At 71.6% G+C, this 23342-nt stretch carries 24 protein-coding genes; 12 read left to right on the top strand and 12 right to left on the bottom strand.

The genetic code is table 11. The features are described from left to right. Nucleotides 1-135: 135 nt before the first annotated feature. Nucleotides 136-567 (top strand): large conductance mechanosensitive channel protein MscL, encoded by a 432-nt coding sequence (gene mscL, locus ACTWNK_RS09805; protein WP_474303560.1) that lies wholly within the window; start codon nt 136-138, stop codon nt 565-567. Between the two features lie 6 nt (nt 568-573). On the opposite strand, the gene ACTWNK_RS09800 is transcribed toward mscL, so the two are convergent. Further along, the gene (locus tag ACTWNK_RS09800; RefSeq protein WP_474303559.1) at nt 574-2325 is read right to left on the bottom strand and encodes a hypothetical protein; all 1752 of its coding nucleotides are present in this window, start codon (nt 2323-2325) and stop codon (nt 574-576) included. Between the two features lie 145 nt (nt 2326-2470). Here ACTWNK_RS09800 and ACTWNK_RS09795 point away from each other — a divergent pair, with 145 nt between their 5' ends. Together ACTWNK_RS09795 and ACTWNK_RS09790 are read left to right on the top strand one after the other, a co-directional pair. Further along, nucleotides 2471-3715, top strand: a complete 1245-nt coding sequence (locus ACTWNK_RS09795) for a hypothetical protein (protein WP_474303558.1) — start codon at nt 2471-2473, stop codon at nt 3713-3715. Next, on the top strand, nt 3712-4311 hold the full coding sequence (locus tag ACTWNK_RS09790; protein ID WP_474303557.1) for a hypothetical protein: 600 nt from the start codon (nt 3712-3714) through the stop codon (nt 4309-4311). The genes ACTWNK_RS09795 and ACTWNK_RS09790 overlap by 4 nt, the downstream gene beginning before the upstream one ends. Before the next feature lie 3 nt (nt 4312-4314). Here ACTWNK_RS09790 and ACTWNK_RS09785 read toward each other — a convergent pair whose 3' ends face one another. Genes ACTWNK_RS09785 through ACTWNK_RS09775 form a run of 3 tightly spaced genes read right to left on the bottom strand, consistent with a single transcriptional unit; the run spans nt 4315 to nt 7257 of the window. Then, entirely contained in the window at nt 4315-5226 is a 912-nt protein-coding gene (locus ACTWNK_RS09785) for a threonine ammonia-lyase (RefSeq protein ID WP_474303556.1), read from the bottom strand. Beyond that, nucleotides 5214-6638 (bottom strand): PepSY-associated TM helix domain-containing protein, encoded by a 1425-nt coding sequence (locus tag ACTWNK_RS09780; RefSeq protein ID WP_474303555.1) that lies wholly within the window; start codon nt 6636-6638, stop codon nt 5214-5216. The genes ACTWNK_RS09785 and ACTWNK_RS09780 overlap by 13 nt, the downstream gene beginning before the upstream one ends. Nucleotides 6639-6696: 58 nt before the next feature. After that, nucleotides 6697-7257 carry a hypothetical protein gene (locus ACTWNK_RS09775; protein WP_474303554.1) on the bottom strand — a complete coding sequence of 187 codons (561 nt, stop codon included), beginning with the start codon at nt 7255-7257 and terminating at the stop codon, nt 6697-6699. Between the two features lie 50 nt (nt 7258-7307). On the opposite strand from ACTWNK_RS09775, the gene pip reads away from it, so the two are divergent. After that, nucleotides 7308-8273: a prolyl aminopeptidase gene (gene pip, locus ACTWNK_RS09770; protein WP_474303553.1), complete on the top strand. Its 966-nt coding sequence runs from the start codon at nt 7308-7310 to the stop codon at nt 8271-8273. 41 nt (nt 8274-8314) lie between these two features. Next, nucleotides 8315-9112, top strand: a complete 798-nt coding sequence (locus tag ACTWNK_RS09765; RefSeq protein WP_474303552.1) for a universal stress protein — start codon at nt 8315-8317, stop codon at nt 9110-9112. A 10-nt stretch (nt 9113-9122) separates the two neighbouring features. Here the strand turns inward: ACTWNK_RS09765 and ACTWNK_RS09760 are convergent, their stop codons facing one another. The 3 genes from ACTWNK_RS09760 to ACTWNK_RS09750 all read right to left on the bottom strand — a co-directional run bounded on the left by ACTWNK_RS09760 (nt 9123) and on the right by ACTWNK_RS09750 (nt 11637). Beyond that, nucleotides 9123-9476 (bottom strand): hypothetical protein, encoded by a 354-nt coding sequence (locus ACTWNK_RS09760; protein WP_474303551.1) that lies wholly within the window; start codon nt 9474-9476, stop codon nt 9123-9125. A gap of 74 nt (nt 9477-9550) precedes the next feature. Next, the gene (locus ACTWNK_RS09755; RefSeq protein WP_474303550.1) at nt 9551-10657 is read right to left on the bottom strand and encodes a glycosyltransferase; all 1107 of its coding nucleotides are present in this window, start codon (nt 10655-10657) and stop codon (nt 9551-9553) included. Then, entirely contained in the window at nt 10654-11637 is a 984-nt protein-coding gene (locus ACTWNK_RS09750) for a glucosyl-3-phosphoglycerate synthase (RefSeq protein WP_474303549.1), read from the bottom strand. The genes ACTWNK_RS09755 and ACTWNK_RS09750 overlap by 4 nt, the downstream gene beginning before the upstream one ends. A 103-nt stretch (nt 11638-11740) precedes the next feature. On the opposite strand from ACTWNK_RS09750, the gene ACTWNK_RS09745 reads away from it, so the two are divergent. Then, entirely contained in the window at nt 11741-12691 is a 951-nt protein-coding gene (locus ACTWNK_RS09745) for a Gfo/Idh/MocA family protein (protein ID WP_474303548.1), read from the top strand. Continuing rightward, on the top strand, nt 12688-13800 hold the full coding sequence (locus ACTWNK_RS09740; RefSeq protein ID WP_474303547.1) for a zinc-binding dehydrogenase: 1113 nt from the start codon (nt 12688-12690) through the stop codon (nt 13798-13800). The genes ACTWNK_RS09745 and ACTWNK_RS09740 overlap by 4 nt, the downstream gene beginning before the upstream one ends. Here ACTWNK_RS09740 and ACTWNK_RS09735 read toward each other — a convergent pair. Genes ACTWNK_RS09735 through ACTWNK_RS09725 form a run of 3 tightly spaced genes read right to left on the bottom strand, consistent with a single transcriptional unit; the run spans nt 13690 to nt 16795 of the window. Continuing rightward, complete coding sequence (locus ACTWNK_RS09735) at nt 13690-15021, bottom strand: MGH1-like glycoside hydrolase domain-containing protein (RefSeq protein WP_474303546.1); 1332 nt, start codon at nt 15019-15021, stop codon at nt 13690-13692. The two genes, ACTWNK_RS09740 and ACTWNK_RS09735, sit on opposite strands and share 111 nt — an antisense overlap. Continuing rightward, the gene (locus ACTWNK_RS09730) at nt 15018-15803 is read right to left on the bottom strand and encodes a sugar phosphate isomerase/epimerase family protein (RefSeq protein ID WP_474303545.1); all 786 of its coding nucleotides are present in this window, start codon (nt 15801-15803) and stop codon (nt 15018-15020) included. Before ACTWNK_RS09730 ends, ACTWNK_RS09735 begins: the two co-directional genes overlap by 4 nt. Then, a complete protein-coding gene (locus tag ACTWNK_RS09725; RefSeq protein ID WP_474303544.1) occupies nt 15800-16795 on the bottom strand; it encodes a zinc-dependent alcohol dehydrogenase in 996 nt (331 codons plus the stop codon). The genes ACTWNK_RS09730 and ACTWNK_RS09725 overlap by 4 nt, the downstream gene beginning before the upstream one ends. A 152-nt stretch (nt 16796-16947) precedes the next feature. Between ACTWNK_RS09725 and ACTWNK_RS09720 the strand changes: the two genes are divergently transcribed. From ACTWNK_RS09720 to ACTWNK_RS09700, 5 genes are read left to right on the top strand one after another with little or no spacing between them, the layout of a single operon-like run. Continuing rightward, complete coding sequence (locus ACTWNK_RS09720) at nt 16948-17829, top strand: sugar phosphate isomerase/epimerase family protein (RefSeq protein ID WP_474303543.1); 882 nt, start codon at nt 16948-16950, stop codon at nt 17827-17829. Nucleotides 17830-17873: 44 nt separating this feature from the next. Then, entirely contained in the window at nt 17874-19241 is a 1368-nt protein-coding gene (locus tag ACTWNK_RS09715; protein ID WP_474303542.1) for an ABC transporter substrate-binding protein, read from the top strand. Further along, nucleotides 19238-20146, top strand: coding sequence for a carbohydrate ABC transporter permease (locus ACTWNK_RS09710; protein ID WP_474303541.1), 909 nt, complete (start codon nt 19238-19240; stop codon nt 20144-20146). The genes ACTWNK_RS09715 and ACTWNK_RS09710 overlap by 4 nt, the downstream gene beginning before the upstream one ends. Then, the gene (locus ACTWNK_RS09705; RefSeq protein ID WP_474303540.1) at nt 20136-20981 is read left to right on the top strand and encodes a carbohydrate ABC transporter permease; all 846 of its coding nucleotides are present in this window, start codon (nt 20136-20138) and stop codon (nt 20979-20981) included. Before ACTWNK_RS09710 ends, ACTWNK_RS09705 begins: the two co-directional genes overlap by 11 nt. A 4-nt stretch (nt 20982-20985) precedes the next feature. Beyond that, a complete protein-coding gene (locus ACTWNK_RS09700) occupies nt 20986-22140 on the top strand; it encodes an ROK family transcriptional regulator (protein ID WP_474303539.1) in 1155 nt (384 codons plus the stop codon). Here the strand turns inward: ACTWNK_RS09700 and ACTWNK_RS09695 are convergent. Together ACTWNK_RS09695 and ACTWNK_RS09690 are read right to left on the bottom strand one after the other, a co-directional pair. Further along, nucleotides 22137-22898, bottom strand: coding sequence for a helical backbone metal receptor (locus ACTWNK_RS09695; RefSeq protein ID WP_474303538.1), 762 nt, complete (start codon nt 22896-22898; stop codon nt 22137-22139). The two genes, ACTWNK_RS09700 and ACTWNK_RS09695, sit on opposite strands and share 4 nt — an antisense overlap. Further along, nucleotides 22895-23335 (bottom strand): GNAT family N-acetyltransferase, encoded by a 441-nt coding sequence (locus tag ACTWNK_RS09690; protein ID WP_474303537.1) that lies wholly within the window; start codon nt 23333-23335, stop codon nt 22895-22897. The genes ACTWNK_RS09695 and ACTWNK_RS09690 overlap by 4 nt, the downstream gene beginning before the upstream one ends. Between the last annotated feature and the right edge of the window lie 7 nt (nt 23336-23342).

Below are 23342 nucleotides of genomic sequence, written 5' to 3'. Positions count from 1 at the left end.
GGTGAGTATGACGCCTCCCGGCGGTTCGCGGTGTGGCTTCGGAATACTGACCGTCAGGCGATTGGTAGGCATGAGCGGCCCATTCCCGCTTCTGATGGGGTTTCACCTGCTTTGGCCAGGCAATAGGCGTTGGCCATGGGTGGATTTAAGAAGTTCCTCTTACGCGGCAACATCGTGGAGCTCGCCGTGGCCGTCATCATCGGCGCCACGTTCACCGGCCTGGTCCAGGCGCTCGTCGCCGACCTGGTCACCCCTTTGATCGGCGCGGTGAGGGGCGGCCGTGAGCCCGACTTCGCCGACTACTCCTTCAGCGTCAACGGCAGCGAGTTCAAGTACGGCGACTTCCTCAACCACCTGCTCACTTTCCTCATCATCGCGGCCGTCGTCTACTGGCTGGTCGTCATGCCGATGGCCAGGCTGCTGGCCTTTTTCGAGCGCGACAAGGCCGCCACCGAACGCCAGTGCCCCGAGTGCCGCAGCGACATCCCCGTCGAGGCCACCCGCTGCGCCTTCTGCACCGCCCAGGTCAGCGCCGTGGCCCCCGAGGCCGAACGGCCGCCCGCCTAGGTGCGGTCAGGGCGCCGCCCTGAACACCGTCACCGGGCCGGACGGCTCGCTGACCGCCGACAACCTCGGCGCCTTGCCGCCCCTGCCTTCGACCGAGGCGAACTGCCCGTATGCGATCCTGTCGCCGATCTCGATGCGCAGGATGCGCCTGCTCGCCGCGGCCAGGTAGTGCTGCCTGCCGCCGGGGTCGCGCCACCACGTGCCCGCCACCAGGTCACGCCTGAGCCTGCTGCAGTCCCAGGTGTCGAGCCTGGAGCCGGTCCGGGTGGCCGTCGTGCGCCCCTTGGCGGTCGCGAACAGCACCGCGTAGGCGCCGCTGCCGCCGTCGGCATGGGTGAACCGCACGCACATCCACCGGCCGCTCGCCCCCGCCGGAAGCGCCCCGGCCCAGAACTCCCACGCCGTGGCCGACTGCACCTCGCGCTCCGGCCTGGGCAGCGCGCACCCGATCGCACCCCACGCCCGCCAGCCCTGCGCCGTGGTGTCGAGCTCGTGCGGCCCGAACCTCCTGATCTCGGCGGGCGGCGGCGGCTCGTACCTGATGTTGGCCAGTGTCATCCGCCCCAGATCGACCATCGTGTACGGCTGGCCGTGCGCGACCTTGGGTGCGCGCAGCCGGAGCACGGGGCCGCGCCAGCAGCCGGCCCGGCCCGCCGCGGCCGGGATCGGGGCGGTGACGCCGCGGCTCACCTTGACCTTCCGCCAGCCGGGCTCGGCCGGACCGAGACCGGCGGCCGAGACCTCCTCGACCCACGGCGGCAGCAGGTAGCGCGCGCCCTTGGCCGACTCCGACAGCTTGAGCGGGCTGGCGCCGTCCGGCTTGACCCTGGGCTCGGGAAACACCTCGAAGCTGAGGCCGGAGGGCCCCTCCCGGTAGCGGGCCACCCGGCCGAGGTCGCGCAGCAGCACGACGGTCGCGCCGTCGTGGCGGCCCGCGTAGAGCAGGTGCGGCGCGCCCTTCGGCGGGTCGGCGGGCGCGCCGTCGAAGGCGACGGCCAGCTTGGGCCAGGCGGCCAGCGCCCTCGCGGCCAGCGCGCGGTCACCGGCCAGTGCGCCTCGCGGCTCCCACGCCGCCATGTCGAGGTCGGTCGTGCTGCGCCAGGTGCCAGGCGTGACGGTGACCAGCGGGGCCCCGGCCGAGGGTGCGACGCTTCCCGCCCTGCTGGGCTGCTCCCTGACCAGCCACGGCACGAACGCGACCACGGCCAGCGCCACCGCGACGCCGCCCACGGCCAGCCTCGCCCTCGGGTGCACGCGCCTGCCGTACACGCGGGCCAGTTGGGGGTCGGTCGAAGGGCGGTGCAGGGAGCCGCCGCCGAAATCGCGCTCCAGGTCGGCTACCCTGGCCATGGCCTGGGCCACATCGGCCACGCCCGCCGCGCGCAGGACGTCGATGATGGCGGCGCGGTCCAGCTCCGACATCCTGGCCAGCGCGTAGGCGGCCCTCGATGCGGGCGGCAGGGCGTCGAGGGCGTCGGTGAAGTCCTGCTCGCCGCTGCGGGTGATGGCCGGGGCCAGCACCAGGGCGGGCGACCAGCCGCTCCACGGCCGCATGCGATGCCTGAGCACCCTGCGCAGCACCTCGGCCCGCAGGCCCGGCATGTCGTCCTCGCCGGCGTACGGCCGCCGTGACAGCACGCTCGCGACCAGGCGATGGGCGACGACGATGCGCCGCTCCCCCACCGGCAACGCGAGATAGGCGAGCCAGACGAGATCACGGTACGGCTTGGCCAAGGCCCGGTTGCCCCTGATGGACACGGATCACACCTCACGACCAGTAGTCGAAAAATCACATATCGTGAGCAACGAAGGCTAGCGGGAAATCCGGGGTAGGGCAGGCACTACCCAGGATTTGGGGGTCGACCGGCTGGGGATGACAGGTCGGGAAATCTACGGTTCTGCTATGACCTCGACCGTTCGCCGCGTCCTCGCACTCGCCTGTGCGACCGCCGTCGCCGTCGCTCCCTTCGCCGCCGTCACCGGCGCCTCCGCCTCCGCCCGTCCGGGCGCGGCCACAAGCGCGCAGGCCTCCGGCGTGCCGCGCGGCGAGCTGATCAGCGCGACCAAGGTCCGCCGGTTGACCGCCGACCAGGTCACCGACCTGCTCACCCAGGCCGGATTCCCGCCACAGGGACCGGTCTCGGGCGTCGACTTCTACCGCCTTTCCTACCGAACGGTCGATGTCAGGGGCAGGGCGACCCACGCCTCGGGGGCGGTCGCCCTGCCCCGGAACGCACGCGAGCGGCTCACCGCCGTCAGCTACACCCACGGCACGCTCGCCACCAAGCGCGACGCGCCCTCCCGTGCCGAGCACAGCGACGGCGGCTACGCCGCCGCCTACTTCGCCGCCGCCGGGTTCGCCGGGCTCGCGCCCGACTACCTCGGCCTGGGCGACGGGCCCGGCGCCCACCCCTACATGCACGCGGCCACCGAGGCCTCGGCCTCGCTCGACTTCATCAAGGCCGCCAGGACGTTCGCCGCGGGCAAGGGCCACAAGCTCGGTGCCGACGTCATGGTGACCGGCTTCTCCCAGGGCGGGCATGCCGCCATGGCACTGGCCAGGGCGCTGCAGGACGACCCGGCCCTGGAGCCCGCGGCCGTCGCGCCGCTCGCCGGGCCGTTCGACGTGCTCGACGCCGAACTGCCCGCTCTGTTCGACGGCAGGCTCGACCCCAGGTCGGCCACGTTCTACCTGGGGTACTGGCTGAGCTCCATGGACAGGGTCTACGACATCTACCGCGATCCGGCCCAGGTGTTCAGGTCGCCCGGCGTGCCCGGCCTCTTCGACGGGCACAAGGACTTCGACACCATCGTCAAGGCGCTGCCCGCCTCGCCCGAGCAGCTCGTCACCCCGGCCTATCGCAAACTTCTCAAGCAGCCACGGGGACGCCTGCTCAAGGCGGCCGGGCTCAACGACTCCACCTGCGCCGACCTCAGGCCGGGCACCGAGGTGCGGCTGTTCTCGGCCAAGGGCGACCGGGACGTGGCCATCGCCAACTCCGAGAGCTGCCTGGCCGATCTCAAGGCGGGCGGCGTCACGGCCACCCTCGTCGACGTCGGCGAGGTGGACCACTTCGGCGTCATGAAGGCCGGGCTGCCGCAGGCGCTGACCTGGTTCAGGCAGGAAGCTGCGAGCATGGGGGAATGAGCGAAGAGCAGGTCGAGCTGATGGTGTGGCCCGCGACGGCCCCGGTGACCAGAGCGCAGGCCGCCGCGCGCCACGCCTCGGCCGCTGCGGACGAGCCGGGCCCCGCGGGCACGCCCGCACTGGCCGGGTTCGCGGCCGAGCTGCCCGGCCACGCCGTCACCTACCCTGGTCACGTGCGGGTGCGCATGGACCTGGCCGAGATGGACGAGGTGTCGGGCCGGGTCTTCGCCCTGGCCGGACAGCACGGCCTGACCTGCTACGACCCGCAGCGCGACCTGGTGCACAACCGGGAGCCGCTCGGCGTCCATCCGGGCATGCAGCTGCACACCGGCGACGGGATGGTCGTGACCGACCCGGACCTGGGACTGGTGCACGACGTGCTGGGCACGCTGTCGGCGCACAATCCGTTCGCCGCCCTCGTGGTGTTCGGCAGCCACTTCGTCCAGGTCTCCCCCGAGCCCGGCGGCTACGAACTGGAGTACAAGGAGGGCGAGCTCACCCGTGCGCACGTCACGGACCTGGCCGATGTCAGGCGGGCCTTCCACGACTACGCGACGGGCGAGCGCGCCTTCCTCGCCGAGCACGCCTGGAGCTGACCGCTAGATCACCTCGCGCAGCAGCACGGGGTCGACGTTCCCGCCGGAGACGACGGAGACCGTACGGCCCGGCGGCGTGCGCCCGGTGAGGTAGGCGGCGGTGGCGACGGCTCCGCTCGGCTCGGCCACCAGTCTGGCCGAGCGGGCCAGCACGCCCATGGCCGCCCTGATCTCCTGCTCGCTGACCGTGACGATGCCGTCGAGCCGCTCGCGCAGGTGGGCGAACGTCAGGGCCGACAGGTCGGCCCGCAGTCCGTCGGCGATCGTGCGGAAGGTCAGCTCGGGCGGCCACGACACCAGCCGCCCGGCCGACAGGCTCTCCGCCGCGTCGGCCGCGACCTCGGGCTCGACGCCGAGCACGGTGACGTCCGGCCGCAGCGCCTTGACCGCCGTGGCGATGCCGGAGGCCAGGCCGCCGCCGCTGACCGGCACCAGCACGACCTCGGCGTCGGGCAGATCGGCGATGATCTCCAGGCCGATCGTGCCCTGGCCCGCGATCACCGCCGGATGGTCGTAGGGCGGCACGAGCGTGAGCTCCCGTTGCAGGGCGAGCGCCTCGGCCCTGACGACGCGCTCGGCCGCGGGCACCACGACGAGTTCGGCGCCGTGCGAGCGGATCGCGGCGGCCTTGACCTCCGGGGTGCCTTCGGGGACGACGACCACGCAGGGCACGCCGTACTGCTTGGCGGCGTAGGCGAGCGCCTGGCCGTGGTTGCCCGAGGAGTGGGTGACCACGCCTGTGGGCTTGAGCGAGGCGATCGCGTTGACCGCCCCGCGGAGCTTGAACGAGCCGACCCGCTGCAGGCTCTCCGGCTTGAGCCAGATCCCCTGCCACGGCACGAGCGGTGTCCGCAGCACAGCCGAACCGATGCGGTCGGCGGCGTCCCGGATGTCGTCGATCGTTATGAGGTCCATTGCCCCATTCTGTAGTGGATCACCGCCCGGTCGAAGAGCAGGGCGGCCACCATGGTGATTCCGGCCAGAGGGAACACCAGTCCCAGCAGGAGCATGATGAGCACCACGCCGAGCGCCGTCCTGCGGTCGGTGGTCCTGGGCGGCGCGGCGATACGGCCTTCGGGGCGGCGCTTCCACCACATCCACACGCCGGTCACCGTCAGCGTGACCAGCGCCAGGCACGCGCCCAGCATGACGACCAGGTTGGCGGCGCCGTACCTTCTGCCCTCGTGGATGGCGATGCCCTGCTCGACGGCCTTGGCCAGCAGGCCGTACTCGCTCCAGCCGAAGGAGGTCAGGACCTGGCCCGAGTACTGGTCGACGTGCACCGTGCGACCGGCGGCCGGGTCGGTGGCCGAGTCGGTGACGACGGTGTAGACGCCGCTCGGGCCCTGCGGCAGCAGGACCTTCACCGCGCAGTCCGCACAGGGCGCGGCGACCGCTCCGGCGGCGGCCAGCGCGCGTTCGATCGGCACGGCGCCCTGGACGAGCGCGCCGCCGTCGCCGCCGTGGCCCGCGTGCTCGCCGGGGGTGGAGCCGGGCACGGGCAGGCGTTCGGCGGCCCAGGGGACCTTGGCGTCGGGGTGGTGCGACAGGTCGCCCGACACCTTCGACTCCGAGGTGATGTCGGGCGTGGTGGAGCCGGTGGCGTTCTGCAGGGTCTGCAGGTTCTGGCCCCACACGCCCGACCAGGGCAGGCCGGACAGCACCAGGAAGACGATCACGATCCCGGCGCCCACGCCGACGAGCGCGTGCAGGCGGCGCAGCTTGGACCGGGTGAGCGCCTTTCGCCTGGCCCTGCGCCACACGCTGCCTCGCGCCGGGCCGCGCCACCACAGGTAGGCACCGGTCGCGGCCAGGATCAGCGCCCAGCAGGCGGCCGTCTCGACGATCCGGTCGCCGACCGTTCCGGCCATCAGCGAGCCGTGGATGTCGCGGATCGTCCGCATGAAGGTGGCCGAGTCGTCGACGGAGCCGAGCACCTGGCCGGTGCCGGGATGCACGTAGAGCGAGATGCCTGGCGCGAACGGCCCGCCGTCCGCGCCCTTGAGGATCACGCGCGTGCTGGAGTACGGATCGGCGGGCGGCAGCACGGAGTCGACCGCACGGCCGGGCAGTGCGGCCGAGGCGGCGGCGATCTGGTCGGCGAGCGGTTTCGGCGCCTGGACGGCGGCGGGCAGTGTCCGCAGGTCACGGTACTGCCAGGCCTCGAACGGCTCCTTGAACAGGTAGATCGCCCCGGTCACGGCCAGGACGAGCAGGACGGGGGCCACGAACAGCCCCGCGTAGAAGTGCCAGCGCCACACGGCACGGTAGCGCTGAGGGTCGGCGGAAGGACGCGACTGCGGGCGCGCGTCGACGACAGAGGTCATCGCGGTGTTCTCCAAGTACGGGGATACGCGCCGCGACGCGAGTGCGCCGCGGGGTGTGTCAGCGGGTGGAGAACGACACGGGTGGCCCGCGCCTGGGCCTGGACCGCACGAGAAGGGCCGCGTGCGGGCGATGCGGCGCCCGGCCGACGACGGGCCCGGCCGCGAGCGCGGCGACCGGCGAAGGCCGCAGGAGACAGAGCCCGACGAGCCGGGTGGCCAGCAGGCCGAGCAGGGTGGCCAGGCCGGACTCACCGCGCTCCAGCCAGTGCGCCGACCCGACCGCCACAAGGGCGTGCACGACCAGCATGCCGAGCCCTGCGGCAAGCCCGCCGCCGTGGTGCCCGGCGACCAGCGGGTCGGCGGGAGCCAGATCTACGGTGAACAGGTGGTGCAGGCCGTACTGGGTGGTGAAGGCGGCGGTCAGCAGGGCCTCACGGCCGCGCTGGCGACCGGCGAGCGCGTAGGCGGCCACGCCGACGCCCGCCACGGCCAGGGCGATGTTGAGCGGTGCGAGGAGCGCGCCGCCGGTGAGCACGTGGACGGCGGCCGAGACCAGCACGCATGCCACCGCGAAGATCGCGGCACGCAGGGCGCGGATCAGGGGGGAGGCCACGTGCACCCGCCCATCGTGACAGAAGTGACGCCCGTTGCCAGCCCCCATCGGACAGGATGCGAAACATGGACCTCTATCCGAAGATTGATCCCTATGAGACCGGCTTCCTGGATGTGGGATCCGGCAACCGGATCTACTGGGAGATCTGCGGCAACCCCCGCGGCAAACCGGTCGTCGCCCTGCACGGCGGGCCGGGCGCGGGAACGGCGCCCGACATGCGGCGTTACTTCGATCCGGACGCCTATCGCATCGTCCTGTTCGACCAGCGCAACTGCGGCAAGAGCCTGCCGCACGCCTCCGACCCCTCGGTCTCGCTGAGCGACAACACCACCTGGACGCTGGCCGCCGACATCGAGCGGCTGCGCGAGCACCTGGAGGTGGACAGATGGCTGGTCTACGGCGGTTCGTGGGGCAGCACGCTGGCCCTCGCCTACGCCCAGCGCCATCCGGCCAGGGTCACCGAACTCGTCCTGCGCGGCATCTACACGGTGAGCGGGCGCGAGGCCTACTGGGCGCTCAAGGGCGGGGTCGCCCACTTCTATCCCGACGTGTGGGCCGAGCTGCTGGCGGCCGTGCCCGTCGAGGAGCACGGCGACCTGCTGTCGGCCTTCCACCGGCGGGTCAACGACCCCGACCCGGCCGTCCGCGTGCCCGCCTCCGTCGCCTGGACGCGCTGGGAGGGCGGGCTGGTCAACCTGATCCCCGACCCGGCGCTGGTGGAGGCGTTCAGCGAGCCGAGGATGGCGGTGGCCTTCGCACGGATCATGACGCACTACATCCGGCACAACGGATTCATGGAGGACGGCCGCCTCATCCGCGACGTGTCCCTCATCAGGCACATCCCCGCCGTGATCGTGCAGGGCAGGTACGACATGTGCACCCCCGTGGCCACCGCGTGGCAGCTGCACCAGGCCTGGCCTGAGGCCGAGTTCCACCTCGTGGAGGGCGCCGGGCACTCGGCGGCCGAGCCAGGGACGAAGGCCAGGCTGATCGAGGCGACAGACCGGTTCAAGAAGCTCTAAGTCATCGCGTACTCCCCGCCTGAGCAGGGTAGGGACGGTTCGTGATCGGAGAGCATGTGATCGTCGGCTACACGCACGACGCCGGTGGCAGGGACGCGCTCGCACTGGGCGCCGCGATCACCAGGACGACCGGCGGTGAGCTGACCGTCGCCACGGTCTACCCGCCGGGCAGCCCGGGATCGGCGGTCGAGTCCAGCGCCAACCTGGCCCACGCGGCCGAACTGCTCGGCGAGGTCCCGGCCGAGTACCTCTCGTTCGAGAGCAGGGGCAGCGGGCGCGGCCTGGCCGTCCTGGCCAGCAGGATCAGGGCCGACGTCATCGTGATCGGCTCGGCCGCGGGCGGCAGGCACGGCAGGATCGCCGTCGGCAGCACCGGCGACCACCTGCTGCACCTGTCGCCCGAGGCCGTGATGATCGCCCCCGACGGCTACGTCCCGCCGAGCGGCCCGCAACGGCTCTCGCTCGGCTACGTGCACAGGCCGCAGTGCGACGAGGCCGTCGAGCGCGTCGCCCAGGCCGCGCTCAGGCTCGGCGTGCCGCTGCGCCTGCTCACCCTCGACCTGCGCACCGACGACCAGGGCCGCCTGCGCGACGACCTGGCCCTGGCCGTACGCCTGGCCTGGGAGAGCACCGGGCTGGACGACGCCTCGGCCGAGCTCGCCGAAGGCCATGACGTGGCGGCCGCGATCGAGTCGGTCGAGTGGCTGCCCGGCGAGCTGCTCGTGTGCGCCGCGTCGGAGGACGCGCAGGCCCATCGCGTGTTCCTGGGCGAGGTCGCCATGAAGGTGCTGCGCGCGGCTCCCGTCCCGGTGACGGTACTGCCGCGCGGCTATGCGTGAGCGGCGCCGCTCAGGTGCTGAAGGACGGGGTGTACTCGCTGTGGTGGTAGGCGGTGGCGGGGACGTGGATGCGGTAGCGCTTGTTCACGTAGAGCACCCAGTCCGTCTCGCCGTCGGCGCCGCTCTTGTGGCACGAGCGTGTGTTCCAGTTCCCGTCGTCCAGCCGTTGCAGGCAGACCGGGATGTAGCGCAGCGACTTGCCGGTGTCGGCCCGGTACACGCCGACCCACAGCCGCATGTGCTCGGGCGACTCGTAGTCGGTGTAGTGCAGCACGACGACGCCGTACTTCATCGTCGTCGTCGTGCTCGGGGCGTGCAGGGCTCCGGCCGTGAGGCAGGCCGTCAGGGCGAGGTTGACGATCATCGTCGCCCCCTTCCTCGGGATTGCTTCCATTGTCGGCTCGGCACGGCCGGGCGCCGGTAAAGGTCTGGTCCGCATCAGCGGGCGAGCACGCGTTCGTACAGGTCGAGGTAGCGTTCGGCCATCACGGCGGGGGTGAAGCGGGTCGCGGCCTCGCGGCGGCACTCCTCGGGGTCGATGCCGGAGGCCCGGGTGAGCTCGGCGGCCAGGTCGGCCTCGGTGTCGGCCAGGAGCCCGGTGCGGCCGTGTTCCACGATCTCGGGCAGGACGCCGCGGCGCAGCCCCACCGGGGGCACCCCCAGGGCCAGGGCCTCGACGACGGCGGTGCCGCCCGGCTCGTCCCACTGCAGCGGGAACAGCGCGGCCCTGGCCGAGGCGTAGAGGTGGTCGCGCTCGGCGCCGCCGACCGACCCGGCCCAGCGCACGAGGGAGCCGTCGAGGTACGGCGCGACCTCCTCGACGTGGTAACGCACGTCCGGATGGCCGTGCAGGGGATGGCCGGGATCGCCGGTGACCTCGTCGAGCTCGGCCTGGGTGCCGAGACCGCAGACCGGCCCGGCCAGGACCAGCGGCATGCCGAGCCTGCGGCAGATCCTGACGGCCACGTGCTGCCCCTTGAGCCGGCAGATCCGGCCCATCACGACGGCATGCTCCCCCTTGGCCACGCGTATGCCGGCCCCGGCGAGCGGCGTGGCCAGGTGCACCGCGCCGAGCGAGGCGGCCCGCAGCGCGGCGGGCGCCCTGGCCAGCTGCGAGCGCGAGACGCCGTTGACCGCGATCGACGGCGGGAAGGCGGCGTAGAAGGCGGCGTGCTTGCGCAGGTCCCAGTGCAGCGTGTGCAGGACGGGCGGCCCGCCGAGCGCGGCCAGAACGGCGGGCCCGACGACCTCCAGATGGTCGTGCACGAGGTCGCACCCGGCCGCCCGCTCGGCGACCATCGCCTGGTGCGCGTGTGCCAGCCCCATGACCTGGTTGTACGGCTGCTGCAGCTCACCGAACCGGCCTTCGGCGAACACACTGACCACCTCGTCGGCCTCGATCGTGCTCTCGCCCACAGTGGCGAGGACGATCTGCACGCCTCTGGCCCGCAGTTCGGGCACGAGGGTGGCCACGACGTTCTCGATGCCGCCGTAGGAGGCGGGCGGCACCGGCAGCCACGGGCCCGCGTTCATCAGGACCCTCATGCGACCTCCTCCATGGCCTGTCCCGTGAGCGAGGCGAGCGGCGGGCGCTCGGCGACGGCCACGTCGTGCACGCCGGCCCCGCCGTCGAGGCCGAACTGCAGCATGCGGGTGCCCGGCGGCTCCGCGCCCACCATGCGGCCGTGCCGTTCCAGGCGTGACCAGGCGGTGAGCATGATCTGCCCGGCCATCCTGCCGAGCGCGGCGGTGTCCTGATGGCCGTGGTCGCGGCAGCCGAGGTCGACCTGGGCCATGGCGTCGAGCCCGGCCAGCTCCAGCAGGTCGACGAGCAGCCCGAACTCCACGCCGTACTCGGTGACGAACGGCACGCGCTCCAGCAGCTCGCGCCTGCCCGCGTACTCGCCGCCGAGCGGCTGGACGAATCCGGCCAGCTCCGGCCAGTACAGATTGAGCAGGGGTCTTGCGACCAGCTCCGTCACCCGTCCGCCGCCTCCCCTGCGCACCACACCGTCGGCCCCGGTGAACGGCCGTTCGTACGCCGCCTTCACGAAGCCGATCCCCGGGTCGCCCAGCAACGGCCCGACGAGTCCCGAGACGAAGTGCGCACCGAAGTTGCGCAGGTCGGCGTCGACGAAGACGACGATGTCGCCGGAGCTGGCCGCGAGCCCCTTCCACAGCGCCTCCCCTTTGCCCGACAGCGGCGCGAGCTCGGCGAGCACGTCGTCCTGCCGTACGACGCGTGCGCCCGCCGCGCGGGCTCTGGCGGCGGTGGCGTCGGTGGAGCGCGAGTCGACGACGAGCACCTCGTCGACGAGGCGGCCGAGGTCCCTGCGGACGGCGGCGACGATCGGCCCGACGGTCTCCTGCTCGTCGCGTGCGGGCAGGACGACACTGATCGTGGTGTCGCCCTTGGCCCGCAGGAGCGCGTCGAGCGGCCAGTCGGCGGCGGTGCTGGTGCGATGGGCGAGCCACTTCTGGGCTCGGGCGAGTCCGCCGCGGTCACCGGTGATGTAACTCTTCATACGGTCTGCCCCATTCCGAAAGGCTCGGACGGCTGAGCTGCCCTGAATGAGACAGGCAGAACCTCATCGTTTGACCGCCTTGTCCGGTGGCATAAGGCCATTTGTGCCTTCATCCCTTCGCATCGGTATGGTCGGCGCCGGAAATGTCGCTGCCCGTCATGCCGACGTCCTGTCCGGATTCCCCGATGTGACGATCGCCGGAATCGCCGACACCGACCGCGCCAAAGCCGAGTCGCTCGCCGCACGCCACGCGGCTCCCGCATTTTCCGGGCATGCCGATCTGCTGGCCGAGGCCGCGATCGACGCCCTGTACATCTGCGTGCCGCCTTTCGCACACGGCGAACCAGAATTAGCCGCAATATCTGCAAATATCCCGATATTTGTGGAGAAGCCGCTTGCTCTTGATCTCGGCACCGCCGAGACCATCGCCGCCGAACTCGACCGCCGCGGCCTGGTCTCGGCCGTCGGCCACCACTGGAGATACCTCGACGTCGTCACCCGCGCCCAGGACCTGCTCTCCGGCAGGCAGGTACTGCTGGCACTCGGCCACTGGCTGGACAAGACGCCTCCCGTGCCCTGGTGGACCAGGCGGGAGCTGTCGGGCGGCCAGGTCCTCGAACAGGCCGTCCATGTGCTCGACCTGGCCAGGGTGCTGGTCGGCGAGGTCGTCATGGTGCACGCCGTGGCGAGCGGGGCGGCCACGCGGGACGAGGTCGACCCGGCGACCGCGGCCGTACTGAGGTTCGCGGGCGGCGCCACCGGCACACTGGCCGCCACCAGCGTGCTCGCCGCCAAGCACCGGATCGGCCTGGAGGTGCACGCCGAAGGGCTGACCCTGGAGGTGTCCGAGACCGAACTGCGCACCGGCACTGGCGAGACGCACATCGACCCGGGCGAGGCCAAACGCCGCGTCGACCGGGCCTTCGTCGACGCCGTGCGAGGCGTGGGCGACGACGTGCGCGCCCCCTACGCCGAGGCGCTCAGAAGCCATCGCCTGGCCCTCGACGTGGCCAGATCGGCGTCCGAGCGCGGCCCGGTGTGGTGCGCGACATGAGCGAGGAAAGGAGAGCGGGCGTGGTGCGCGTCCTCAGCGTCGAGGCCCCGGGCGTGGTGCGGATGGTCGAGACCGACGACGACGGCGAACCCGCCGACGGCGGGTTCCGGGTCGAGACGCTCTACAGCGGCGTCTCGGCCGGCACCGAACTGACCTTCGTCAAGGGCGGCAATCCGATGCTGACCTCCGGCTGGGACCCGGCGCTCGGCCTGTTCAGGCACGGCGAGGCCGGGCTCGGCTATCCGGTGCGCGGCTTCGGCTACATGCAGGTCGCCACCGTGACGGCCAGCCGTACCAAGGCGGTGGCCGAAGGGGCGACGGTCGCCATGGCCTACGGCCACAGGAGCGCGTATGTCGCCGATCCCCTCGTCGACCGGTTCGTCGAACTGCCGGGCGACCTCGACCCCCTGCTCGGCGTGTACGTGGCGCACATGGGGCCGATCTGCGCCAACGGCCTGCTGCACGCCGCCGCCGACCTGTACGGCGAGCAGGTGCGCACCCTGGGCGACGGTGTGCGCGGGCGACGGGTCGCGGTCGTGGGGGCGGGTGTGGTCGGGCTGCTGGTGGCGTTGTTCGCGCACGAGCACGGCGCGGCCGAGGTGGTCGTGATCGACGAGACGCCCGCGCGGCTGCGCGTCGCCGAGGCGCTCGGGATGCGCACGCTGGAGACCGAGGGCGAGGATCCCGCGCTGGTGCTCAAGCGCCGCTGGCGGCACGGCCCGGCCGACAGAGGCGCCGACGTGGTCTTCCAGTGCCGGGGCCAGGCCAGGGCGCTGGCCCTGGCGCTGCGGCTGCTGCGACCGCAGGCCAGCGTCATCGACCTGGCCTTCTACACCACGGGCGCGGACGAGGTACGCCTGGGCGAGGAGTTCCACCACAACGGGCTGAGCCTGCGCTGCGCCCAGATCGGCAGGGTGCCGCGCGGCCTGGCCCATGTGTGGGACCGCGAGCGGCTCTCCGCCGAGACGGTCGCCCTGCTCGCCTCGCGCGGTCCGGCGTTACGCGAGCACGTGGTCACCGATGTCGTCGGCTTCGCGCAGGCCCCTCAGCTGCTCACCGATCTCGCCGCCGGGCGCAGGCACACCGTCCAGGCCGTCCTGCGCTGCTGAGGCGGCCAGCAGATCGACGACGAGCGCGGCCGACCAGCTGAAGTCGCGGCAGCCGTGCCCCTCGCCGGTGTCCGGGTCGAAGTACTCCCTGAAGCCGGAGTGCTCGACGGCCTTGGTCATCCCGGCGACGAGCTTGGCCGCCAGGTCCGGCCGCCTGTGCCTGACGCCGTGCCAGACCAGCCAGCCGATGTTGATCCAGCTCGGGCCGCGCCAGTAGCGTGCGGCGTCGAACTCGGGCGTGCCCGGGGCGAAGCTCGGCACCAGGCCGCCCTTGACCGCGAACCTGTCGAGCGCCGTGCCGATCAGCGCGGTGGCGATCTCGCGCGGCAGGTCGGGCAGGATCAGCGGCACCAGCCCGGCGGCGCTGTGCGAGCGCAGCAGGCAGCCGGTGCGTACGTCCCTGGCGTGGAAGAGGCCGTCCTGGTAGAGGTGCTCGATCATCGCGGCCGTGACGCCTTCGGCCTCGCGGTGGTGCGGCGCCGGGTCGGCCCCGACGGCGGTCGCGATCCTGGCGAGGGCCGACTCGGCCGATCCGTACGCCGCGTTGAACAGCGGGCACTCCACGACGAACTCGCCCGCCCTGCGGTAGCCGGTGTCGCGGTAGGCGCGGGCCAGTGCGGTGTAGCGCTCGTAGTCGAGGTCGGTCGGCCGCTCGTCGGCGCTGACGTGCGCCAGGTCCCTGCGCCCGGCCGTCATGGGCGCGGCGTGCACGGCGGCCAGCGGCAGGTCCCAGGCCGGGCTGTTGTCCATGCCCGACTCCCACGGGTGCACGATCGACACCAGCCCCTCGGGCCCGCGCCTGCTCTGGCGCAGGAACTCCTGCTGGGCGACCAGACGCGGATACAGCCTGCGCAGGAAGGCGGGATCGGGATCGGCCAGGTGCACCTGCCAGGCGGCCATCGCGTGCACGGGCGGCTGCACGATCCCGGACGTGGCCGCGCCCGACGGCGCCCGCGCCTCCCAGAAGTCCGGCCCGGGGAAGTAGGCCCCTTCGGGCACGCCCGGACTGAACACGATGTGCGGCACCCGCCCGTCGCGCCACTGCGACCCGAACAGCGACAGCAGCTCGGTCCTGGCCCTGCGCGGCGACCAGCGGGCATTGCCGATCGCGACGAAGGCGGAGTCCCAGCTCCACTGGTGCGGATAGAGCCTGCGCGAGGGCACGGTGTAGGAGCCCTCCCAGTTGTCGACGAGGACGCGGACGGCGTCACGGACGATCACAGGAACTTCCTTACGAAGGCGGCGGTCTGCGGCAGGACGATCTCGGGCTCACCGCGCAGCCGGCACTCCAGCGCCAGATAGCCCTCGTAGCCGATCGCGTCGAGCGTGGCCAGCTGGGCCGCCCAGTCGAGGTGTCCCGTGCCCGGCTGGTTGCGGTTGGACTCGCTGATCTGCATGTGCGCGAGGTACGGCGCGGCCTCGACCAGCGAGCGGCAGGGGTCGTCCTCCTCGATGTTCATGTGGTAGGTGTCGCCGACGACCCTGATGGAGTCCATGGAGCACAGCTCGACGGCCTGGGCCAGGGTGTTGACCATGTGGTTCTCGTAGCGGTTGAGCGGCTCCAGCATGATCAGAACACCGTTGCGCGCGGCGTGCTCGCCGAGTGTGCCGAGCGCCTCGGTGAGGACCTCGCGATCCTCCGCCTCCGAGCGCGGCGGCTCGAACGGCGGCAGCCTGCGCGAGAACTGCCCCCACGAGGCGGGCGTCATCACCCCGACCCCGCCGAGCTCGGCGATCACGGTGAGCTGCGAGCGCAGCTGGTAGACCGCGTCCTTGGCCTTCGCCGGGTCGAAGTCGCCGATGAAGTGCGGCATGTCCACACAGACGGTCGGCATCACCACCCCGTCGGACAGCGCCCGCTTCAGCTCGGCCAGCCGCCCGGCGAAGTGGAAGTCGCCCTTGCCGCGCAGCTCGATCGCGTCGAACCCGGCCTCGACCGCGAAGGTGAACTTCTCCTGCAGCGTGCGTCCCGGTAGGAGCTGCTCCTGCGCCGCCAGCTTCACGAGCGGCCTCCGAAGGCGAAGACGAGCTGCAGCACCTCGGCCGGAGCGCGGTCGAGCAGGTCGAAGGCCTCCTGCGCCGAGGAGGCGGGCACGACATGGCTGACCAGCGCGGCCGTGTCGACCTGTCCGGCCAGGGCCAGGTCCATGAACGTGCGCTGCAGCCGCTCGACGTCCCACCGGTGCGCCAGCCACGAGGCCACGCCGCCGATCTGGGAGGAGACGAGCTGGACCTGGTTGTGGTGGAACTCCTCGCCGAGCCGCAGCCCGGCGCCCTCGCCCTGGTAGAAGCCCGCCGCGACGACCCGGCCGCCCCTGCGCACACTCCTGATCGCCTCGTGCAGGCCGTGGTGGTTGCCGCTCAGCTCGATCGCGGTGTCGGCGCCCTCGCCGTCCTTGCGTATCCGCTCGGCCGCCGAACCCGCCGTCACGTCGCACGTCTCGGCGGCGCCGAAGGCACGGGCGAGGGCGAGCCTGGCCTGGATGGCGTCGCAGGCGGTGACGCGGGCCCCGTTGAGCACAGCGAGCCTGGTGGCCAGCAGCCCGATGACGCCCTGCCCGAAGATCGCGAGCTGGTCCCCCAGATGCACGTCGGCGGCGTGCACGGCGTTGAGTGCGATGGCGCCCACCCGGGCGAACACCCCGACGAGCGGGTCGACGCCCTGCGGCAGCACATGGCCGGCCAGCTTGGCCGCGGGCAGCACGGCCTCGTCGCGGTGCCCCCAGATGCCCCACACCAGGCTGCCGACCAGCGGCTCGGCCACGTCCGGGGCGGCCTCGACGACCTCGCCGACCTCCTGGTAGCCCCAACCGGCCAGCGGATAGGCATGGGAGTGCCCCTCGACGAACAGGCGAAGGCCGGGATCCCAGCGCCGGTTGAGGTAGGGATTGGTTCCCCGGTACGCGGTCAGCTCGGTGCCGGCCGAGACGCCCGAGTAGATCGTGCGCACCCGCACACATCCGGGCTCCAGCGCGGCGGAGCGTTCCAGGGTCATGGCGACGAGCCCCGGCTCTTGAATAGTGATGACGTGCATTCCCCCCACTTACGCTTTCTGATCAAACAGAAGTCAGAGGTTTAGTGCTTTTTTGCACGCGATACTTGCGTGGAGCTCACTCGTAAGTCTACGACTTCTGTCGGAGGTAGCTAATGAAATTGGGTTTCCTGACAGCGTGTCTTCCGGAAAGCGACCTTTCCGACATCGCACGCTGGGCCGTCGACCAGGGTTTCGAGGCACTCGAAGTGGCCGGATGGCCGTCAACGGATGCCCGAAATCACATCAGAGTAGACCGATTCGACGACGCCGAATCAGCACGTGTCGCGAAGATTTTCGCGGAGACCGGACTGACCCTTTCCTCGATCGCGTACTACGAGAACAACCTCGGCCCCGGCCGCACCGCCGTCCACACCCACCTGCGCCGCTGCATCGAGGCCGCCGCCGCGCTCGGCTGCCCCACCGTCGGCACCTTCGTCGGCCGCGACCCCGCACTCACCGTCGCCGCCAACATGCGCCTGGCCGAGGACGTCTTCGGCCCCCTGGTCGAGTACGGCAGGGCGCACGGCGTCACCCTCGTCATCGAGAACTGCCTGATGAAGAGCTGGCACCCCGACGGCTACCCGGGCAACCTCGCCTACTCCCCCGAGCTGTGGGAATGGATGTTCGGCCTCGGGCTCAAGCTCAACTACGACCCCTCGCACCTGGTCGCACTCGGGATCGACCCGGTCGCCGCCGTCCGGCCGTACATCGGGCAGATCGCGCACGTGCAGGCCAAGGACACCGAGATCCTCGGCTCGGCCATCGACCGCTACGGCTACTACGGGCCGGTCGACGGGTCCAAGGGGTGGTATCGCTTCCGGGTGCCCGGACTCGGGCGTGTGCGGTGGACGCCGCTGATCGACGCGCTGCACGAGGGCGGGTACACCGGCGTCGTCTCGGTCGAGCACGAGGACCCGGTGTGGAGCGGCACCCCGCAACGAGTACAGAGGGGTCTCGTCATCGCCTATCGCACGTTGCGGCCGCTTGTGATGTGAATCGAAGGGTAGAGGCCGCCCAACCCCCTGTAGAGGAGCGTGCCATGCCCCCCAGGATCACGTTCAGGGTCGCGGCGGCGCTCGCGCTCGCCGCGGTGACGGCCGGATGCGGCGGCGACGGCGGCGAGCGGGCCGCGGACGCCATCACGGTGTGGACCCAGGAGAACCTGCCCGACCGGATGGCGGTCCAGGAGGCCATCGCGGCCGAGTTCACGCGGTCCACCGGGATCGAGGTCACGCTGGTGCCGGTGGCCGAGGACCAGTTCAGCCAGGTCGTCAACGCCGCTGCCGCCGCCGGCGAGCTGCCCGACGTCATCGGCGCACTGCCGCTGGCCGGGGTACGCGAGCTGGAAGCCGCCGACCTGCTCGACACCGGCACGCCCGGCGAGATCGTCAAGGCGCTCGGCAGGGAGAGCTTCTCCGTGCGCGCCCTCGAGCTCGACAGCGCGGGCGGCGAGTTGCTGGCCGTACCCAGTGACGCGTGGGCGCAGCTCATCCTCTATCGCAAGGACCTGTTCGAGAAGGCGGGGCTGCGACCGCCCGACACCTACGAGCGGCTGCTGGCCGCCGCCACCGCGCTCGACGGGAACGGCACGGCGGGCATCACGCTCGCGGTGGCGGCCAAGGACTCCTTCACCGCGCAGAGCTTCGAGCACGTCGCCCTGGCCAACGGCTGTCAGCTCGTCGACGACGCGGGCGCCGTCACCCTGGACAGCCCGCAGTGCGTGGCGGCGTTCGCCTTCTACACCGGCCTGGCCAAGGAGCACTCGGTCAAGGGCGAGCAGGACGTCGACTCCACCAGGGCCACCTACTTCGCGGGCAAGGCGGCGATGACGATCTGGTCGTCGTTCATCCTGGACGAGCTCGCGGGCCTGCGCGCCGACGCCCTGCCGAGCTGCCCCCAGTGCCGCGCCGACCGGCAGTGGCTGGCCGCCAACACCGGCGTCGTCACCGCACTGAAGGGGCCGGACGGGAGCGAGCCCGCCCAGTACGGCGAGATCGTCTCCTGGGCCATCACGGCCGACGCCGCCAAGGACCCGGCCCGCAGATTCGTCACCTACATGCTCGACCAGGGCTACGAACGCTGGATCGGCATGGCGCCCGAAGGCAAGGTCCCCGTACGCAAGGGGTTCGCCTCGGCCTGGGACAAGCTGCCCGCCGGGGTGGACACCAGGAAGCCGCTGTCGGAGATCTACCCCGCCGACCTGCTGGAGGCGCTGCGCTCCAGCCCCGACACGCTCGCCCGGTGGGGCATCCCGCAGGGGCAGGGCAAGCTCGTCGGCGCCATCATGGGCGAACTGCCCGTGCCCAAGGCGCTCAGCGCCGTCGTCGACGGCACACTCGACCCCGCGAGCGCGGCCGGGCAGGCCAAGACCGAGGTCGAGACCGTCAAACGCGGGATACGCGAGTGAGGACGCGGACCCTGCGCGAACAGGAGGCCAGGGCCGGGCTCGCGCTCATCTCGCCGACCCTGGTCATCACGCTCGCCGTCGTGGTGGCGCCGCTGCTGTGGGCGGTCATGCTGGCCTTCCAGGACGCCCGGCTGATCAACATCCGCAGGAAGGGCGTGTTCGGCAACTACACGCTCGACAACTTCGGCTATGTGCTGAGCGAGCCGGGGTTCTGGAGCTCGGTGCTCAACACCCTGATCTACACGGTCGCGGGCACGGCGCTGTCGATCGTGATCGGCCTGGTCGCCGCGCTGGCGCTGCGCCGCCGGTTCAGGGGGAGCACGCTGGTCCGCGCCTCGATCCTGGTGCCGTACATCGCGCCCGTCGTCGCGGCGGCGTTCCTGTGGGAGGTGATGCTGAACCCGCAGTACGGCATCGTGAACTCCTGGCTGGCCGAGCCGATCGCCTTCACCACCCAGGCCAAGGGCAGCTTCCTCGGCGTCGAGGTGCCGGTGGCGCTGCTGACGGTGATCGCGTTCGAGGCGTGGCGTTACTTCCCCTTCGCCTTCCTGTTCATCCTGGCCAGGTTGCAGGCGCTGCCCGCCGATCTGGAGGAGGCGGCGCTCGTCGACGGGGCCACGCCCTCGCAGCGGCTGCGCCATGTGATCCTGCCGCAGCTCGGGCGGGTCATCGCCCTGCTCACCGTGCTGAGGTTCGTGTTCACCTTCACCAAGTTCGACGACGTCTACCTGTTGACCGGCGGCGGGGCCGGGACCGAGATGGTCAGCGTGCGGGTCTACAACCTGCTGACCGCCCGGGACGACATCGGCGCATCGGCCGCCCAGGCGCTGGTGCTCGCGGCCGTGCTCGTGGTGTTCCTGGTGATCTACCTGCGGGTCTTCGGAGGTGAGCGGCGTGACGCGTGACCGGTTCGAACGCCTTGTGCTGCGGGTGCTGCGACCCGTGGTGATCGGCGTGCTGTTCGCGGTGACCGCCTTTCCCTTCGTCTACATGGTGATGCTGTCGGTGCGCGACATCCAGGAGCTGATCCTCTCGCCCGGCTCGCTGCTGCCCGCGCAGGTCACGCTCGCGCCCTATGCCGACGTGCTCGGGCGGCAGGGCTTCCTCGTCTTCATCCGCAACAGCGCGCTCGTGGCCGTCGCCGCGGTGGCCGTGACACTGCTGGTGTCGATCCCCGGCGCGTACGCGGTGGCCAGGCTGCGCTTCGCCGGTCGCAGGCAGGTGCACTTCCTCTTCCTCGCGGTGTACCTGTTCCCGGCGATCGTGCTGGCCATCCCGCTGTTCGTGCTGTTCACGATGATGGGGCTGCGCGGGTCGCTTGCCGGGCTGATCCTCGTCTACATCGCGCAGACCGTGCCGGTCACCGTCTACATGCTGCGCAACTACTTCGAGAGTGTGCCGCCGAGTGTGGAGGAGGCCGCCGCCATCGACGGCTGCTCGCGGCTCGGCACCATCTGGCGGGTCGTCCTGCCGCTGTCCAAGCCGGCCCTGCTCGCCACCGGGCTCTACGCGTTCATGATTGCTTGGAACGAGTTCCTGTTCGCCCTGCTCTTCCTTGTCGAAAAGCGGGACAACTGGACAGTCTCCCTCGGGCTGTCGCAGCTGGCGGGCAGTATCGAGATCCCGACCACGGTTCTCATGGCAGGATCTGTGGTTCTGACTCTGCCCGTGGTGGCCTTGTTCTTCGCCGGCGAGAGGCTGCTGACCGAGGGACTCACGGCCGGCGCGGAGAAGGGATGAGGACATGCTGACGGCGGGCAACGTCCTTCAGCTCATCCGGACGGGCGACTGCCGCACGCGCAAGGAGCTCATCGGCCACACCGGGCTGTCGCGTTCGACGATCACCGACAGGGTGGACCGGCTGATCGGGGCCGGATACATCCACGAGTCGGGCGTCGGCGCCTCGGGAGGCGGCAGGCCGCCGTCGGTGCTCGACATCGACGCGGGCAACAGGCTCGTCCTGGTCGCCGACCTCGGCGCCGGGCACGTCCGCGTCGCGCTCACCGACCTGGCCGCGCGACCCCTGGCCGAAGAGCACGTCGACATGCGCATCGACAGAGGCCCCGACGCGGTGCTGAGCTGGGTGCGCGAGACGTTCCTGCGGCTGCTCGGGCGGGCCGGGCGGCCGACGTCACAGGTGTGCGGCATCGGCCTCGACCTGCCCGGCTCGGTCGACCACACGACCGGCCGGGTGCTGCGCTCCTTCCTCATGCCCGGCTGGGACGACCACCCGATCAAGCAGGCGTTCGCCGGCACCTTCGACGTGCCGATCCTGGTCGAGAACGACGCCAAGGCCATGGCGCTCGGCGAGTGGTGGTCCACCTGGCGTTCGTGCCCCTCGCTGCTGCTGATCAAGGTCTCGACCGGGATCGGCGCCGGGATCGTCATCGACGGCCGTATCTACCGTGGCGTGGAGGAGGCGGCGGGCAACATCGGCCACGTCCGCATCAGCGAGGAGGACGACCGCGTCTGCACCTGCGGCTCGCGCGGCTGCGTCGCCTCCCTGGCGGGCGGCCACGCCATCGCACTCGACCTGGGCCAGAGCTCCAGCCGCGACGTCGTCAAGCTGGTCCAGGCCGGAGACCCCTCGGCCATCGCGCGTACCCAGGAGGCCGGGCGCACACTCGGCGTCGTGCTGGCCACGGCGGTCAGCCTGCTCAATCCCGGCGTCCTCGTGCTCGCCGGGGACATGGCGGAGACCGGCGAACACTACCTGACCGGCATCCGCGAGATCGTCTACCGCCGCAGCCTGCCGTACACGACGCGTAATCTCGACATCGTCACCTCCTCGCTCGGCGATCGGGCGGGGATCGTGGGGACCGCGGTCATGGTGATGGAGCACGTCCTGTCCCCCGAGGCGGTGGACGCCGCCCTGAGCAGGCGGGTCCCGAGCACCTAGCCCAGGGCCTCGCGGAGCCGGCCGGCCGCCTGGAGGAGGGACGGGCCGTACCAGGTGAGGTCGCGGCCGCTGACCGGGACCGACCTGATGCCGGGGAAGCTCTCCGGGCCGTCTCCCGCGTGGAAGGCGTAGGGCTCGTCCGGCAGGACCACCAGGTCGGGCCCGGCCGCGTTGAGCTCCTCGATCGAGATCTTGGGATAGCGCTCGGCGTGCTCGCCGTAGAGGTTGTCGATCCCGAGCGTGCGCAACACGTCGCCGGTGAAGGTGTCGCGTCCCACGACCATCCAGGGGCGCCGCCAGATGGGCACGACCGCCGTGCGCCGCACGCCCGGCTCGGGAAGCGCCGCCCAGACCCGCCCGGCCTCCCGCAACCACTGCGGCGAGTCAGTACGGCAGGCCAGGGTGAACATACGCTCCAGCGAGACGAACGCCTGCGCCAGGGTCTCGATCCTGGTCGTCCAGACGGCGATGCCCGCCTCGCGCAGGGCCCGCAGGTCGGGCTCGCGGTTCTCCTCGGCGTTGGCGAGAACGACGTCGGGGCGCAGGGCGATGATCGCGGGCACGTCCGGGTTCTTGGTGCCCCTGATCCTGGGGACGTCGAGATCGGCCGGATGCGTGCACCAGTCGGTGGCGGCGACCAGCAGGCCCGGCGCGGTCGCCGCGACCGACTCGGTCAGCGAGGGCACCAGCGACACCACCCGGCCCACCTCGCCAGGCACGTCGACCCGCGTGCCGATGTCGTCGGTGCTCGTCATCATGCCTCCGGCGGGGTCAGCGTCTTGAACATGTGCACGTCCTCGTGCCCGCCCGGTATGCCGAGCATGCGGCCGGTCTCGACATACCCGTGCCGCTGGTAGAAGCCCGGCGCCTGGAAGGTGAACGACGACACCGCCACCCGGTCGCAGCCACGCCGTCTCGCCTCGTCCTCGGCGGCCAGCAGGATCCTGCTGCCCCACCCCTCGGCCCGGCTGGCCGTACGCACCCACATCATCTCGATGCCACACAAACCGCCCCACGTCCAGGCGGTCAGCCCACCCACCAGCTCACCGTCGTCACCGGTCACCTTGACGGAGAAGGCGCCCTGCTCGGCCACCCCCGTCGCCGCGGCGTTGAACGCGGTCAACGCCGTATCGAGCCGCTCCCCCAACTCCACATCCCGCCCACCGACAACCACCTCGAACGACTCATCCCTCACGCTGCCG

It is taken from the genome of Nonomuraea sp. IBHARD001, assembly GCF_056106265.1.
Note: the sequence above shows the minus strand (reverse complement) of the source record. Positions and strands in the feature narration are given on the sequence as shown.